General features: G+C 71.6%; 18 protein-coding genes. 12 read left to right on the forward strand and 6 right to left on the reverse strand.

Translation table 11 applies throughout. From position 1 onward, the window contains the following. The first annotated feature begins 162 nt into the window (after nucleotides 1–162). The 5 genes from ABD331_RS23980 (at nucleotide 163) to ABD331_RS24000 (ending at nucleotide 4338) form a co-directional block, all read left to right on the forward strand. Complete coding sequence (locus tag ABD331_RS23980) at nucleotides 163–1587, forward strand: M1 family metallopeptidase (RefSeq protein WP_344478561.1); 1425 nt, start codon at nucleotides 163–165, stop codon at nucleotides 1585–1587. Nucleotides 1588–1666: 79 nt separating this feature from the next. Next, a complete protein-coding gene (locus ABD331_RS23985; protein WP_344478564.1) occupies nucleotides 1667–2170 on the forward strand; it encodes a hypothetical protein in 504 nt (167 codons plus the stop codon). A 28-nt stretch (nucleotides 2171–2198) separates the two neighbouring features. Beyond that, complete coding sequence (locus tag ABD331_RS23990; protein ID WP_344478566.1) at nucleotides 2199–2801, forward strand: cyclodeaminase/cyclohydrolase family protein; 603 nt, start codon at nucleotides 2199–2201, stop codon at nucleotides 2799–2801. Continuing rightward, nucleotides 2798–3625 carry a bifunctional 5,10-methylenetetrahydrofolate dehydrogenase/5,10-methenyltetrahydrofolate cyclohydrolase gene (locus ABD331_RS23995; RefSeq protein WP_344478570.1) on the forward strand — a complete coding sequence of 276 codons (828 nt, stop codon included), beginning with the start codon at nucleotides 2798–2800 and terminating at the stop codon, nucleotides 3623–3625. The genes ABD331_RS23990 and ABD331_RS23995 overlap by 4 nt, the downstream gene beginning before the upstream one ends. 8 nt (nucleotides 3626–3633) lie before the next feature. Next, nucleotides 3634–4338, forward strand: coding sequence for a type 1 glutamine amidotransferase (locus ABD331_RS24000; RefSeq protein ID WP_344478573.1), 705 nt, complete (start codon nucleotides 3634–3636; stop codon nucleotides 4336–4338). A 73-nt stretch (nucleotides 4339–4411) separates the two neighbouring features. Here ABD331_RS24000 and ABD331_RS24005 read toward each other — a convergent pair whose 3' ends face one another. Genes ABD331_RS24005 through ABD331_RS24015 form a run of 3 tightly spaced genes read right to left on the reverse strand, consistent with a single transcriptional unit; the run spans nucleotide 4412 to nucleotide 8611 of the window. Beyond that, entirely contained in the window at nucleotides 4412–6025 is a 1614-nt protein-coding gene (locus tag ABD331_RS24005; protein ID WP_344478576.1) for an AMP-binding protein, read from the reverse strand. Nucleotides 6026–6035: 10 nt separating this feature from the next. Next, on the reverse strand, nucleotides 6036–7352 hold the full coding sequence (locus tag ABD331_RS24010; protein WP_344478579.1) for an FAD-dependent oxidoreductase: 1317 nt from the start codon (nucleotides 7350–7352) through the stop codon (nucleotides 6036–6038). A 32-nt stretch (nucleotides 7353–7384) separates the two neighbouring features. After that, entirely contained in the window at nucleotides 7385–8611 is a 1227-nt protein-coding gene (locus tag ABD331_RS24015; protein WP_344478581.1) for an alpha/beta hydrolase family protein, read from the reverse strand. Between the two features lie 18 nt (nucleotides 8612–8629). On the opposite strand from ABD331_RS24015, the gene ABD331_RS24020 reads away from it, so the two are divergent. Then, a complete protein-coding gene (locus ABD331_RS24020; protein WP_344478584.1) occupies nucleotides 8630–9289 on the forward strand; it encodes an endonuclease V in 660 nt (219 codons plus the stop codon). A gap of 132 nt (nucleotides 9290–9421) precedes the next feature. Here the strand turns inward: ABD331_RS24020 and ABD331_RS24025 are convergent, their stop codons facing one another. Then, entirely contained in the window at nucleotides 9422–10180 is a 759-nt protein-coding gene (locus ABD331_RS24025; protein ID WP_344478586.1) for an NADPH-dependent F420 reductase, read from the reverse strand. Between the two features lie 91 nt (nucleotides 10181–10271). Here ABD331_RS24025 and ABD331_RS24030 point away from each other — a divergent pair, with 91 nt between their 5' ends. From ABD331_RS24030 to ABD331_RS24050, 5 genes are all read left to right on the forward strand, one after another. Then, the gene (locus ABD331_RS24030; protein ID WP_344478589.1) at nucleotides 10272–10616 is read left to right on the forward strand and encodes a winged helix-turn-helix transcriptional regulator; all 345 of its coding nucleotides are present in this window, start codon (nucleotides 10272–10274) and stop codon (nucleotides 10614–10616) included. A gap of 101 nt (nucleotides 10617–10717) precedes the next feature. Further along, complete coding sequence (locus tag ABD331_RS24035; RefSeq protein ID WP_344478592.1) at nucleotides 10718–10936, forward strand: hypothetical protein; 219 nt, start codon at nucleotides 10718–10720, stop codon at nucleotides 10934–10936. Nucleotides 10937–11070: 134 nt separating this feature from the next. Next, on the forward strand, nucleotides 11071–11217 hold the full coding sequence (locus ABD331_RS24040; protein WP_344478595.1) for a hypothetical protein: 147 nt from the start codon (nucleotides 11071–11073) through the stop codon (nucleotides 11215–11217). Next, nucleotides 11217–11840 (forward strand): TIGR00645 family protein, encoded by a 624-nt coding sequence (locus ABD331_RS24045; RefSeq protein WP_344478598.1) that lies wholly within the window; start codon nucleotides 11217–11219, stop codon nucleotides 11838–11840. The genes ABD331_RS24040 and ABD331_RS24045 overlap by 1 nt, the downstream gene beginning before the upstream one ends. A 43-nt stretch (nucleotides 11841–11883) precedes the next feature. Then, a complete protein-coding gene (locus ABD331_RS24050; RefSeq protein WP_344478600.1) occupies nucleotides 11884–12147 on the forward strand; it encodes a hypothetical protein in 264 nt (87 codons plus the stop codon). A 105-nt stretch (nucleotides 12148–12252) separates the two neighbouring features. Here ABD331_RS24050 and ABD331_RS24055 read toward each other — a convergent pair whose 3' ends face one another. Further along, nucleotides 12253–13062, reverse strand: coding sequence for an HAD family hydrolase (locus tag ABD331_RS24055; RefSeq protein WP_344478603.1), 810 nt, complete (start codon nucleotides 13060–13062; stop codon nucleotides 12253–12255). Between the two features lie 63 nt (nucleotides 13063–13125). On the opposite strand from ABD331_RS24055, the gene ABD331_RS24060 reads away from it, so the two are divergent. Beyond that, nucleotides 13126–13521 (forward strand): hypothetical protein, encoded by a 396-nt coding sequence (locus ABD331_RS24060; RefSeq protein ID WP_344478605.1) that lies wholly within the window; start codon nucleotides 13126–13128, stop codon nucleotides 13519–13521. A gap of 24 nt (nucleotides 13522–13545) precedes the next feature. Here ABD331_RS24060 and ABD331_RS24065 read toward each other — a convergent pair whose 3' ends face one another. Next, the gene (locus ABD331_RS24065; protein ID WP_344478608.1) at nucleotides 13546–14022 is read right to left on the reverse strand and encodes a DUF6968 family protein; all 477 of its coding nucleotides are present in this window, start codon (nucleotides 14020–14022) and stop codon (nucleotides 13546–13548) included. Between the last annotated feature and the right edge of the window lie 45 nt (nucleotides 14023–14067).

A 14067-nucleotide genomic window follows, 5' to 3' on the forward strand; every position in this document is an offset into this window, starting at 1 on the left:
CGGGTGGCCGTCCGGGGCAAAGACTTGCGGACGGCTTCACAGGGACCTTTCAGCAACGGTCGGGAAGCCGGGCGTTCCTGATCACGGATCGGGAAAACGCGTTGTGGCCGCTCGGCGGCCGTCACTACCTTGTCGCGAATGCGGAGGCCCCTTTTATCCCTGATGTCCGTCGCACTGGTCGCTTCGGCGTGCAGCGCCCCTCCACCCGCGCCACCGCCGAAGGCCGCGGTCAAGCCCAGCCCCGTCGAGGAGCGGCGGCCGGCCGTCGATCTGAGCGCGTACGAGGAGGGCAGGTCGCGGCCCGTCGCCGACCCCGTCTACCCGGCCTACGGCAACCCGGCGATCGACGTGCTCCACTACGACCTGGCGCTGGCCTGGAAGCCGGGCGCCCGCACGCTGAGCGGCACGGCGAAGCTGACCGTGCGGGCGGCGAAGCCGATCGAGCAGGTCAGGCTGGACTTCGGGCGCGCGCTCAAGGTGGACGAGGTAACGGTGGACGGCGCGCGGGCCAGGGCGACCCGCAAGTACGACGACCTGACCGTCCCGCTGGCCCGGCCGCTGAAGGCCGGCGAGGGCACGGTCGTGACCGTGCGCTACCACGGCCGGCCGAAGCCGGTGGACTCCAAGCAGCGCCGCAAGGACATCTCCATGCTCGGCTTCCACATCGAGGGCGGCGGCCGGGCGTGGGCGCTGCAGGAGCCGTTCGGGTCGTTCACCTGGTTCCCGGTCAACGACCATCCGTCGGACGAGGCGCTGTACGACGTGGCGATCACCGTGCCGAAGGGCTGGTCGGGGGTGGCGCACGGGACGTACCAGGGCAAGACCACAGAGGGCGGGAGCAGCACGTTCAGGTGGCGGTCGACCGATCCGGTGGCGAGCTACCTGACGGTGTTCGCGGCCGACAAGTTCAGGATGTTCAAGGACAAGGGGCCGCGCGGGATCCCGATCACGTACTGGATCCGCCCGAAGGACGTGGCCAAGCAGTTGCCGGTGGCGCGGCGGATGCCGCAGATCATGCGGTGGCTGGAGAAGAAGCTCGGCCCCTACCCGTTCCCCACCGCCGGGCTGGTCGCCACCAGCGACTCCGGCATGGAGACCCAGCAGATGATCGCGCTCGGCCCCCGCTACATGGAGCCGTCGGTGGTGGCGCACGAGCTGGCGCACCACTGGTTCGGCGACACGGTCACGCCGCGCACCTGGCGTGACATGTGGCTGAACGAGGGCTTCGCCATGTACTTCGAGATGCAGTGGTACGCCGACCACGAGGGCGGCACCATCGACGAGTTCATCTCCAACATCCGCGCCTACGACGCCGAGCTGCGCCAGGAGAACGGCCCGCCGGGGAACTACCGGCGCGACGCGTTCGGCCAGAGCAACGTCTACTACAGCCCGGCGATCATGCTGCACGAGATCAGGAAGCGGCTCGGCGACCGCAGGTTCTGGGCGATGACCAGGGCCTGGCCCCAGGAACACCGCAACACCACCCAGGACAGGGCCGCGTTCGTGAAGTGGATCAACAAGCACACCGGCGAGAACTTCACGAAACTCATCAACACCTGGCTGGACTCGAAGACCACGCCACGCTGACCGATCCCGGAGAGTAGGTTGGGACAGAGCCAAACAAACGGGGTTAATCATGTCAAACGGTGCCCGTCACGCTCTGGGAGTGGTCGCCGGACTGCTCCTCCCGCCCCTCGCCGCCGCTGGCCTTTGGTACGGCGTCGGCCAGCTCACGCTGCAGGCGCAGCAGGCGTTCCAGATCTCCTGGATCGCGGTCGGCGTGCTCGCCGCGACCGGCGTCGTGCTGGCCTTCCTGGCCGCCTCCCGCCTGTCGCCCATCGCCTCACTGGTCGGCGGCCTGGCCTTCCTCTCGGTCGGCGTCCTGCCGTTCGTGGAGATGTACACCCGGATCCGGCTGCTGCCCGTGGACCTGCTGCCCGGCGAGCTGCGCAACGGCTTCACCACCCTGACCTACACCGGGCTGCAGGTCATGATCGGCCTGATGCTGCTGGTGGCCTCGTTCTTCCCGTCGCGCTGGCGGGGCTCCGCGCGGGAGCCGGCCGAGCCCGTCGAGTACGAGTCGACCTGGGGTACGGCGTCGCCGCAGTCGCCGTACCTGCCGCCGCGCAGCGGCTCCGAGGACGCCACACGCCCGATGTACCGCGAGTGAGCCGCGCGCGGCCTGGCAGAATGCCGCCATGCGCGACTTGAAGATCGTCGACTTCCTCGACCAGCTCGCCGACCGGGTGCCCGCGCCCGGGGGCGGCGCCACGGCGGCCCTGCACGCGGCGCAGGCCGCCGCGCTGCTCGGCATGGTGGCCCGCTACACCACCGGGGAGAAGTACACCGACCACGCCGAGACCGTCGTCGCCGTGATCGCCGAGACGGACACCCTGCGGGCGCGGTCGCTGAGGCTGGCCGAGGAGGACGCGGCGGCGTTCACCGCCGTCACCGACGCCTACCGGCTGCCCAAGGGCGAGGAGCGCAGCGCCGCCATCGCCAGGGCGCTGGCGGGCGCGGCCGAGCCGCCCGCCAGGGTGATCGAGGCGGCCGCGCGCGTGGTCGAGCTCTGCGAGCTGCTGCTGCCGATCGGCAACCGCAACGTCGTCACCGACGTCGCCGCCGCGGCCGACGCCGCCCGCGCCGCCCTCACCACGGCCAGGGTGAACGTCGAGATCAACCTGCGCGGCATCAAGGACGAGCGAGTACGCGAGGAGCTGAACATCCGCGTCTCCGGCGTGGACGCGGCCGTCGCCAAGGCAGACTGGGTGACCGCCGAGGTACGCGAGGAGATCTCTTGAAGACGCTGACCGGCAGAGACCTGGCCGCCGCGATCAGGGCCCAGACACAGGCCGAGGCCGCGGCAGGCCCGCAGCCGAGGCTGGCCGTGGTCGTGGCCACCGCCGACGAGGCGAGCCTGTGGTACGTCCGCTCGATCGCCAAGGCGGCGGCCGGCGTCGGCATCGCCTGCGACGTGGTCGACCTGGGCCAGGACGCCACCCCCGGCCAGATCGGCGAGACGCTGGCCAGGCTGTCCGCCGACCCGCAGGTGCACGGCCTCATGCTGCAGACCCCGCTGCCCGCCGGCGCGTCTGCGCAGGAGCTGGCCGGGGCCATCGACCCGCGCAAGGACGTCGACGGCGCCAACCCGCTCTCCCTCGGCCGGCTGGCGGCCGGGCTGCCCGCGTTCCCGCCCGCCACGGCGGCGGCCGTGATGGCGCTGCTCGACCACTACGAGGTGGAGCTGGCGGGGCGGCGGGCCGTGGTCGTCGGCCGCTCCACCGTGGTGGGCAAGCCGCTGGCGCACCTGCTGCTCGACCGGCACGCCACCGTCACCGTCTGCCACTCGCGCACCCGCGACCTGGCGGCCGTCACCTCGCAGGCCGAGGTGCTGGTCGCCGCGGTGGGGCGGGCCGGGCTGATCGGGGCGGCGCACGTGGCGATGGGCGCGGTGGTGATCGACGTGGGCACCAACCCGACCGACGACGGCGGGCTGACCGGAGACGTCGACTTCGGGGCGGTCTCGGGGGTGGCGGGCGCGCTCACGCCGGTGCCGGGCGGCGTCGGGCCCGTCACCACGGCCCTGCTGCTCCGCCACACCGCCAGGGCGGCCAACCTGCCGTGACCCACCTCATGAGAAAGACCGTCCTGGTCGTCCAGAACAGTAAGACCGGTGGTCTGAGCCGGATGGCGGGCTGGCTGGAGGAGGCCGGGCTCACCCTCGACGTCGTCCACGCGCACGATGGCGAGCCGCTGCCCGCCTCCCTGAGCCACGACGCCATGATCATGCTCGGCGGCGGCTATCTGCCCGGCGACGACGACCGGGCCCCGTGGCTGCGTGACGCGCGGCGGCTGATGGAGCAGGCGCTGGCCGGGGAGGTGCCGCTGTTCGGCATCTGCCTGGGCGGCCAGATGCTGGCGCAGGTGGCCGGCGGCGAGGTGCGCGGTGAGGTGGGCGAGCCGGAGAACGGCAGCCTGCCCGTCACGATCAGGCCGGAGGCCGCCGCCGACCCGCTCTTCCACGGCCTGCCGCCGGTGGTGCCCGCGATCGAGCACCACAAGGACGCCGTCACCCGCCTGCCCTCGGCTGCCGTGCACCTGGCCGAGACGGCGAGCTGCCCGTACCAGGCGTTCCGGGTGGGCGAGCGGGCGTGGGGCGTGCAGTTCCATCCCGAGGTGCTGCCCGCGCGCATCCGGGAGTGGCGGGCGGAGGGGTTCGACCCTGACGAGGTGTACGCGCGGGCGGTGGCGGACGAGCCGGTCTCCACGCCGATCTGGCGCGCGGTGACCGGCCGGTTCGCCGCCCTCGTCACCGCGCGGGCGACCGCCGTCGTGTGAGGACGTCAGGGGGCGGGCGACCGCCGTGGCGTGAGGACGTCACGGCGCGGGCGACCGCCGCCCGCGTGAGGGGTCAGGCGTTCCGTACGGCTGCCGCGCCCTGGAGGCCGAGCAGCTCGATCGAGCGTTCCCGCATCTCGACCTTCCTGATCTTCCCGGTGACCGTGAGCGGGAACTCCTCCACGACGCGCACGTACCGGGGGATCTTGAAGTGCGCCAGCCGCCCGGCGCAGAACTCCCTGACCCGCTCGGCCGTCAGCGCCTCCGTGCCAGGACGCATGATCACCCAAGCCATGATCTCCTCGCCGTACCTCTCGTCGGGCACCCCGATGACCTGCACGTCGGCGATGTCGGGATGGCCGTACAGGAACTCCTCGATCTCGCGCGGGTAGACGTTCTCCCCACCCCGGATGATCATGTCCTTGATCCGGCCGACCACGTTCACGTACCCGTCGTCGTCCATGGTAGCCAGGTCCCCGGTACGCATCCACCGCGCCGCGTCGATGGCCTCGGCCGTCTTGCCCGGCTCGTCCCAGTAGCCGAGCATGACCGAGTAGCCCCGGGTGCACAGCTCCCCCGGCTGTCCGCGCGGCACGGTGAGCCGCGTCTCCGGGTCCACGATCTTCACCTCGACGTGCGGCATCACCCTGCCGACCGTCTCCGTCCTGCGGGCCAGGTCGTCGTCGGCCCTGGTCATCGTGGACACGGGCGAGGTCTCCGTCATGCCGTAGCAGATGGCGACCTCGCGCATGTTCATCTCGCCGACCACCCGCTTCATCACCTCCACCGGGCACGGCGAGCCCGCCATGATGCCCGTGCGCAGCGACGACAGGTCGAACTTGGCGGCCAGCGCCAGCCCGGCGATGAACATCGTCGGCACCCCGTACAGGGACGTGCACCGCTCCTCCTGGACGGCGCGCAGCGTGGCCTCCGGGTCGAAGCCCGGCGACGGGATGACGATGCACGAGCCGTGCGAGGTGGCGGCCAGGTTGCCCATGACCATGCCGAAGCAGTGGTAGAACGGCACCGGCAGGCACACCCGGTCGGCCTCCGTGTAGTGGATCAGCTCGCCGACGAAGAAGCCGTTGTTGAGAATGTTGTGGTGCGACAGCGTCGCGCCCTTCGGGAAGCCGGTCGTGCCCGAGGTGTACTGGATGTTGATGGGGTCGTCGAAGGCCAGCTCCGCCGTACGGGCCGTCAGCGCCGCCGGGTCCGCCTTGACCGCTCTGAGCACGTCCCAGCTCGGGTCGTCCAGGTAGACGACGTCGGCGAAGCCGATCTCCTCGATCATGCCCCGGTAGTCGCTGCCCTTGTGCGCCAGGGCGCTGATCAGCAGCCGCATGCCCGACTGCTCGACCACGTACCGCAGCTCGTGGGTGCGGTAGGCCGGGTTGACGTTGACCAGGATCGCGCCGATCTTGGCGGTGGCGTACTGGACGATCACCCACTCGGCCCTGTTGGGCGCCCAGATGCCCACTCTGTCGCCCTTGGCCACGCCCCTGGCCAGCAGGGCTCTGGCCAGGTCGTCGACGTCGGCGTTGAGCTGCGTGTAGGTCCACCTGCGGCCGGAGGAGACGTCCACGACGGCTTCCCTGTCGCCGAACCGGGCCACGGTGCGTTCGAGGTTCTCGCCGATGGTCTCGCCGAGCAGCGGGGTGTCGGCGGTGGTGCTGGAGTACGACAGCATGACCACAGTGTCAGTCCGCCTCCGGCGTGCGCACCAGACCCCGGCCGCGACGCGCCGCGAACGCGAGGGCCGCCAGCGCCGCGCCCGCCGCCGCCACCACGATCCCCCGCTGACGTGCCACCCGCCGCTCCACCTGCGAGTACGGGGTCGTCGAGAACGACACCAGCTCGTAACGCGAGACATAACCGGGCAGCGCCCGCTCCAGCGCGTGCTCCAGCCGCTTGCCCGCCAGGAACAGCCGCGAGCCGACCTTGTCGCGCATCTCCACGAAGTTGTCCAGCGCCAGCCTGGCGATCACGTCGGTGTCGGACTTGCGCCGCTCGAACAACTCCAGCGCCCTCGGGAAGTCGTCGCCCGCCTCGTCCAGGCAGCGGTCCAGCTCCACGCAGTCCTCGAAGCCGCAGTTGGCGCCCTGCCCGTAGAACGGCACGATCGCGTGCGCGGCGTCGCCGATCAGCCCCACCGCCACGTCCCCGATCCTGGCGTGCCACGGCGCGCAGCGCATCGTGACCAGGTGGCCGATCGGGTTGCCCTGGAAGTCGGGGATCAGGTCCGGCATCAGCCCGAACGCGTCCCGGTAGTGCTCCGCGAAGTACGCCCTGATCCGCTGCGGCGTGTCGAGGGAGTCGAGGGTGCTGTGCGGCCAGAACAGGGTGCAGGTGAACGAGCGGTCCGGGTTCGGCAGGGCGATCATCATGGAACGGCCGCGCGGCCAGATGTGCAGCGCGCCGGGATCCAGGACGTACGCGCCGTTCCGCGCCGGGATCGACAACTCCTTGTAGCCGTAGTCCAGATACTCCTGGCTGAAACTCACCCCGGGAAGCTGCTGCAACCTGGCCCGGACCGCGCTGTACGCCCCGTCCGCGCCGATCACCACCCCCGCCTCCGCCTCCTCCCCCGACTCGAACCGCAGCCGTCCCGTCCGCTCGTCCAGCCCCGTCAACCGGCACCCGAACCGCACCTCCACCCCCGGCTGCGCGGTCGCCGCCTCCAGCAGCTCCCTATTAAGGGCGGCGCGGCCGATCGAGTTGATCGCCTGCGACCGGTCGGCGCTGTACGGCTGGAAACTGAGGGCGCCGCCGGGCGCGTGCATCATCCGGCCCGCCATCGGCAGCGCCGCGTGCAACGCCTTGCCGTCCAGGCCGAGACGGCGCAGGGCGTCGATGCCGCGCTGCGAGATCGCCAGATTGATCGACCTGCCCCGGTCGGGGCCCCGTTCGCGGGGGTCGGGGCGGCGTTCGTACAGGGTGACGTGGTGGCCGCGGCGGGCCAGGTAGCAGGCGAGCAGGCAGCCGACCAGCCCGGCGCCGACGATCGTGACCTCCATCTCTCCTTCGTACGGCGGGGTTCGGGGGTTGTCTAGGTGAGGGCGGCGGTGAGGGCCGCGGCTGTGGCCTGCCAGATGGGGGTGGCGGGGGTGATGACGTCCTGGTGGTCGCCTGGGAGGTCCAGGTACGTGACGTGGTCGCCTGCTTCGTGGGCGGCTTCGGCGTAGCGGCGGGAGATGTCCACCAGGTTGATGTCGTCGGATCTGCCTTGGACGACTATTTGGGGGATGCCGAGGGGGAGGCGGAGGAGGGGGTCGGAGGCGCGCAGTTCGGCTTGCGGCGAGGTGTCGTCCGGGGCGGCGGCCTCGCCTTGAGCCCCGCTCACGGCAGCTTCGCCTTGAGGCCCACGCAGGGCGGCGGCGACGGCGCCGTGGCTGAGCCAGCGGCGGTCGGCCTCGGCGAGGTCCAGCACGCCTGCCAGCGACACTGCCACGGCCGCGCGCGCCCCGTCCGCCACCGCGCGCAGGGCTAGCTGCGCGCCCGCCGAATGCCCTGCGACGGCGATCCTGTCCAGGTCGAGCAGCACGTGCCGCGCCGCCGCCGGATCGGCCGCCTTGCCGGGGCCAGGCACCGCAGCCGTACCCGTCAAGACGTCGGGCCCTGTGACCTCGCCCGCCAGCGCGGGACCGGGCACCGTAGCCGGGCCCAGGCCGTGGAGGGCGGCCAGCCCGGCGGCGACGTCCTGCTTGGTCGCCGCCCATCCATGCCGATCCGGCCGTCGATACTCCAGATTCCAGACCGCGAACCCCCGCCCCACCAGATCCTCACAGAGCCCCTCCATGAGATCGGCCGCCCACTCCGACCGCCAGTACCCCCCGTGCACCAGCACCACGACCGGCACCTTCACCCCCGTCTCCGGCAGGTACAAATCCCCCCACTGCTCAGCCGCAGGCCCGTAGGCGACCCGCCGCACCCCCGGATACCGAGCCCGATGAACGGCATGCCGAATCCCCCAGGCCAGCCCCCCGATCCCCCGCCCATGAATGTGCAGAGCACCCTCCACCCGATCAAGGTCAACGGGCACCACCACCCCGGTCCCCGGCGGCTGCCTGATCAGGGTCTGAGCTTCCGCACTCGGCGCGGGCGCGACCACGACCACAGGCTCCTCACGCATCAGGGCCCGCTGCTGGGCGGCGTCGCGGGCGTGCTCAACCCTCCCCCGCACCCCCAGCGCGGCGAACTCACGCCGGGCGACCTCACCGAGCAGCCCCGCGTCCGCCGTGACCCCGGGACCGACGATCACCACGACATCACACATGGGGATACCTTAGGCCGGGTGCATGTGAAGCAGCTTCACCCGTGGCCCTCCGGCGTCGCCGAGGCGGAGTCCATCCAGGACCGGCTCCGCGGGGAGGTCGAGCTCACCGGGCCGGACACGTTCGCGCTGGTGGCGGGGCTCGACGTGCACTACCGCGGCGACGACGCGCTCACGGCAGCGGTGGTCGTCCTCGACGCCGGCACGCTGGAGCCGGTGGAGGAAGTGGTGGCGCACGGGGAGACGGCCTTCCCGTACGTGCCTGGCCTGTTCGCCTTCCGCGAGCTGCCCGCGCTGGTGGCGGCGCTCGAACAGCTCACGGTGACGCCCGACCTGCTGGTCTGCGACGGGCACGGGCTGGCGCACCCGCGCGGCTTCGGCCTGGCCTGCCACCTGGGGGTGCTGACGGGGCTGCCGTCGCTGGGGGTGGGCAAGACGCCGTTCGTCGGCACGCACGAGCCGCCCGGGCCGGGACGCGGGGCCTGGGCGCCGATCATCCACGAAGGCGCGGCGGTGGGGCGCGCGTTGCGTACGCAGCGGGGGGTCAAGCCGGTGTACGTCTCACAAGGGCACCGCATCTCCCTGGACGTCGCCTCGTCCCAGGTGCTGCACCTCACCCCGCACTACCGCCTCCCGGAGCCGATCCGCCACGCCGACCACCTGGCCCGCCACCCCCACTGACCCCACCACCCGCCCGCCCCGACGCCTGACCACGCCGCCCGCCCGGCCCGACGCCTTGGCGCGCCACCTGCCCGGGCCGAGGCCTCATGGCGTTGCCCGCCTGCCCTGACGCCCAGTGTGAGCGCCTCGCGTTCAGGCGGGCTGGTGGGTGCCTGAGGAGGGGAGGGGCGGGAGGACGGCTTGGGCGTCGGCGCCGCTGAACCAGAGCCCGATCATGAACGCCGCCGTGGCCTCCAGCAGTGCCGCCCGTTCCGCACCTCCACCGTCCACCGGGGTGCAGCCCAGGTCGGTGACCAGCGTGCGGGCGGCGGTCAGCGCTCCGGGGTCGTCGCCGCACAGGGGCACCGCCAGCGGCCTGCCGTCGAAGACGGGCGGCGTCATCCGCCACACGTCCACGTGGCACAGGTTGAACGCCTTCACCACGTGACCACCGCTGACCTCGCCGATCAGCCGGGCCAGGGAGTGCGTGATGTCGTACTCCTTGGGGTTCGCGGCGTTGGTCACGTCGATGAGCGCCTTGCCGCGCAGCGCCAGCCCGGCGGCGTGAAGCGTGTCGAGCAGTCCGGCCTCCCGGACCGCCACCACCACGACCTCCCCGAACTCGGCCACCTCCGCGAAGCTCCCGGCCAGCACCCGCCCCCGCTCGCCCGCTCTCGACACCTCGGCCACCACACCCGCCCCGGCCACACCGGCCACGACGCCCGTGCCGGCACTGGCCGAGACAGCCGCACCGGCCGAGGGGGCCGACGCGGCGGCGGTGCTCATCCGGGCGGCCTGGGCCGTGCTCCGGGACAGGTCCCGGCCGCTCACCATCACCTCGTGCCCCGCACGGGCCCACTGCGTGCCCAGCGCGTCCGCCATGCCGCCCGCGCCCAAGATCCCGATCCGCATGTCCATCCTCCATCCGAAGAGGGGCTTTACTAGAACACGTGGACTCTAGAAGTCCCGACACACACCATCCGGTGCCTAACGGAGGCTCGCGTTGTTCCTCGCCGACTGCCAGGCCAGACTCGCCTTCGACCTGATGGCCAACACCTGGAACGCGGTGGTCCTGTGGTCGCTGCGGCACGGCCCGCGCCGTCCCGGGAGGTTGCGGGAGGAGATCGGCGGCATCAGTACGAAGGTGATGACGGAGACGCTGCGCCGCCTGGAGTTCAACGGGCTGGTGGCGCGCCGCGTCTACGCGGAGGCTCCGCCCAGGGTCGAGTACGAGCTGACCGACCTGGGCCGCTCGTTGCTGGGCCCGATCGAGGCGTTCGGGGAGTGGGCGTTCGACCATGCCGACGAGGTCATGGCCGCGCAGGACCGCTACGAGCCTGCGCCGTGATTGTCAAGCACACCCAACACTTTACGTAAACCGAGTGTTACCGAACCACTACCCTGGGTAGCAAGTCGAGGGTTGTTCTTTACCGTTACCCAGGAGGTTCCATGCTCCTCTCTCCCCGCGGTGTCCTCGGCGCCGCCGTCATGGCGGGCGGTCTGGCCCTGCTCGCCGCTCCCGCGGCTCATGCTGTCGTCGATCCCGTCCATGCGGTCACCTGCCTGGCCGAGGCCCCGTCCGGGGCCGTCGACCCGGCCGCCGCGCTCGATCCGATGTCGCTGCTCGCCGTGCCCGAGCTGCCGGCGAGCAACTGTCTCGCGCCCTGATCCGGGGCACCGGACCAACCCCTCGACACCGGTACGGGCGGCGTGACCCTGCACGCCGCCCGGTCCCCGTTCCCGACGAGCGACAGCTTTCAGAAGTGCAGCAGCTTCCCGAAGAGCAGCAGCAAGGAGTTCCGTTGAAGGTCCGAGTCCTGGCAGCCGTCGCCACCTTGGCGCTGGCCGGCGGCGCGCCGCCGATACTCCTCGACAACCTCGGCGGGGGCGCTCCGCCCCTTGTCACCGTGGAGACCATGGTCCAGCACGTCAACGTCCTGACGTCGTAGTGCGACTCGCGCAGCTGTCCGTGGCCGACTCGCCGGCCGGGCCACGGACGATGCTGGGGCGCGTCGGCTACGTCATGTTCCTCAGCCGCTGGATCCAGGTGCCGCTGTATCTGGGGCTGATCGTCGCCCAGGTCGTCTACGTGTGGCGGTTCATGGCCGAGCTGCTTCACCTGATGCACCTGGGCTTCAGCGGCCATCCGCCGGAGACCACCGTCATGCTGATCGTCCTCGGTCTCGTGGACGTGGTGATGATCTCCAATTTGCTCATCATGGTGATAATCGGCGGCTACGAGACGTTCGTCTCGCGGTTGCGCATCGAGGGCCACCCCGATCAGCCGCAGTGGCTCTCCCACGTCAACGCGAACGTGCTGAAGGTCAAGCTGGCCATGGCGATCATCGGCATCTCCTCCATCCACCTGCTCCAGATCTTCATCAACGCCGCCCGGCCCACCATCACCGACAGGGAGCTGATATGGAAAACCCTGATCCACCTGACCTTCGTCATCTCGGCGCTGGCGCTGGCCGCGATCGACCGGATCATGGAGAACGGCCGCCCGCAGCACGGCACGGGCGGTGCGGAACGGCCCGGGCAGTTGCAGCAGCCGGAGCGGATGGCCGCCTGAACGGGCGGCAGGGCGGGTGGCGTTGCCGGGGATGGAGGAGCGGATGGGGGTGAGGAGCGCCGCCGTCGCGGGGCTCGGGGCGGTCACCCTGGTGCTGCTCTGCTGCACCGGCGCGTACGCGGCGGACGACGACGGCGGCGCCAAGGCGGGCCCTGCGCCGCTGATCGGCGATGTGATCATTTTCAATGACGAGATCGTCGAGCCCGTGTCGCTGCCGTTGAGCACGTGCGGAGGGGTGGTTCCGCTGCTCAGCAAGTCGCCCGCCACCTGCAATGGCACCTCGCGCGTGTCGGACGACGACGCGTGAGGCCGTCCGTGCCCGCCCTCGCGGCAGGTGGGCGGGCACGAGCCTCGTAGGAGGGCGGGCACGGGCTCGCAGGACGGGCGGCCAGGGCGGGCACGGGCTCGCGGCTCAGGGTGCGGCCAGGAGGTTCTCCAGGACCACGGCCACCCCGTCCTCGTCGTTGGACAGGGTGCGGTGCCCGGCCGCCGACAGCACCATCGGGTGGGCGTTGGCCATCGCGTACCCGGCTCCCGCGTAGAGCAGCACGGCCAGGTCGTTGGGCATGTCGCCGAACGCCACCACGTCCCCCGCCCCGACGCCCCGCTCGGCGCAGAGCCGGTCGAGCGTGAGCGCCTTGGTCACCCCGGGAGCGCTGATCTCCAGGATGCCCTCCACTCCCGAGTACGTGACCTCGGCCAGGTCGCCGATCGCCGGGGCCACGGCCGCGTACATCTCGTCGGCCGTGTGCGCCGGCGACAGGGCGAGCAGCTTGATGATCGGCCGGTCGCCGTCGAAGACCGACTCCACCTCGATGTAGGAGGCCAGGTCGTACTCGACCCGCCGGGTGTAGGCGGCCTCGGCCAGCACGTTCCTGCCGGTCTCGACGCCGAGGCCGATGCCGGGCAGCGCCAGGGCGAGCGCCTCGGCGACCTTGCGGGCGGCCTGCGGCTCGATGGGGCTGCTGTGGGTGATCTCGTCGGTCGCGACGTCGTACACGACGGCGCCGTTGCTGCAGATGGCGGTGCCGGTGACGCCCGCCTGGCGGGCGATCTCGCGGATGCCGCGCGGTGCTCTGGCGGTGACGAAGACGATCTCCGCGCCGGCGGCGCGGGCCGCCTGGAGTGCCTGCCTGGTACGTGTGCTGACGTCGCCCGCCGAGTTGAGGAGGGTGCCGTCGAGGTCGGTGGCCACGATCCGGGGGAAGGTTGTGGTGCTCACGGAAGTGATTATCGCGAGCCGCCCTGGTGAGGCCGCCGGGGAGGTCGGTTGTAGGGTACGCGGGTGCCCTCCGAGCCTCGCCCCGACGACCGCGCCGCCTCCGCCTCCGAGCCCCGTCCCGACGACCGTGTCGCCTCGGTCTTTCGTTTCGCCACCGAGCTGGTGGCGTGGGTGGCCACGCCGTGGGCGCTGGCCTCGTCCTCGGTGCCGCTGGCCGTGTTGTCCGTGATCGTGCTGATCGGGCTGCCGACGCTCTTCTCCACGCCGGGCGACAAGCGGCATGTGATCGTCGCCGTGCCGGGGTTCGTGACGATCCTGCTGGTGGCGTTGCAGGTGGTGGCGGCCGTGGCGGCGGCGTGGGTGGCCTGGCACGCGTTCGCCGCCGCGCTGGTGTCCGTGCTGGCCGTGGTGACGGTGGTGATGGAGCTGCCGCGCTGGCGGTGGCTGCTGTCACACTGAAGCACGAACGGCGGTGGGGGCCGATCAGATGCGCATTTCCGGGGGAAGCAGCCGGGCCGCGTCCGTGAGCTCCAGGCCGAGGAGCTGCCCGGCGTCGCCGTAGTCGAGGACGATGTCCTCCGCCACGACCTGCCGCCGCGCCTCCCCCGGCACGATCTCGTGCTTCATCGCGATGTAGGCCAGGTTCTGCGCCCGGTCCACGCTCACGTACACGGTGCGCGCCCGCTGCCGCGCCGGCTCCTCGTCCCAGACCAGCAGGCCCTCCCTGGCCTCGTGCGAGCCGGCCACCGCCGCCCTGACCGTGATCATCGCCAGCTCGACCGCCTCCAGCGAGTCGAGCCCGGAGACCTTCCGCTCGTGCTCCCACCCGTCGAGCCCGTCGATCCGGTACGGGCACGACCACTCGCCCGTCGGTTCCTCGTAGGGCACGCCGACCGTGACCACGACGTCGCGTGGTGGATCGGTGCGCAGCGCCAGCACGCGGTGGGCGATCTCGTACATGTCTGCTCACCTACCCCAAGGCTCACTTGTGGAAAGACTCGGTGA

This window comes from Nonomuraea monospora, assembly GCF_039531895.1.
GTDB lineage: Bacteria > Actinomycetota > Actinomycetes > Streptosporangiales > Streptosporangiaceae > Nonomuraea > Nonomuraea monospora.

Coding starts and splice junctions, on each gene's coding strand:
- ABD331_RS23990 (WP_344478566.1), top strand. CDS start 2,199: ATGCGCGACTTGAAGATCGTCGACTTCCTCGACCAGCTCGCCGACCGG.
- ABD331_RS24010 (WP_344478579.1), bottom strand. CDS start 7,352: ATGGAGGTCACGATCGTCGGCGCCGGGCTGGTCGGCTGCCTGCTCGCC.
- ABD331_RS24035 (WP_344478592.1), top strand. CDS start 10,718: ATGCTCCTCTCTCCCCGCGGTGTCCTCGGCGCCGCCGTCATGGCGGGC.
- ABD331_RS24000 (WP_344478573.1), top strand. CDS start 3,634: ATGAGAAAGACCGTCCTGGTCGTCCAGAACAGTAAGACCGGTGGTCTG.
- ABD331_RS24005 (WP_344478576.1), bottom strand. CDS start 6,025: ATGCTGTCGTACTCCAGCACCACCGCCGACACCCCGCTGCTCGGCGAG.
- ABD331_RS24025 (WP_344478586.1), bottom strand. CDS start 10,180: ATGCGGATCGGGATCTTGGGCGCGGGCGGCATGGCGGACGCGCTGGGC.
- ABD331_RS23980 (WP_344478561.1), top strand. CDS start 163: ATGTCCGTCGCACTGGTCGCTTCGGCGTGCAGCGCCCCTCCACCCGCG.
- ABD331_RS24065 (WP_344478608.1), bottom strand. CDS start 14,022: ATGTACGAGATCGCCCACCGCGTGCTGGCGCTGCGCACCGATCCACCA.
- ABD331_RS24015 (WP_344478581.1), bottom strand. CDS start 8,611: ATGTGTGATGTCGTGGTGATCGTCGGTCCCGGGGTCACGGCGGACGCG.
- ABD331_RS24050 (WP_344478600.1), top strand. CDS start 11,884: ATGGGGGTGAGGAGCGCCGCCGTCGCGGGGCTCGGGGCGGTCACCCTG.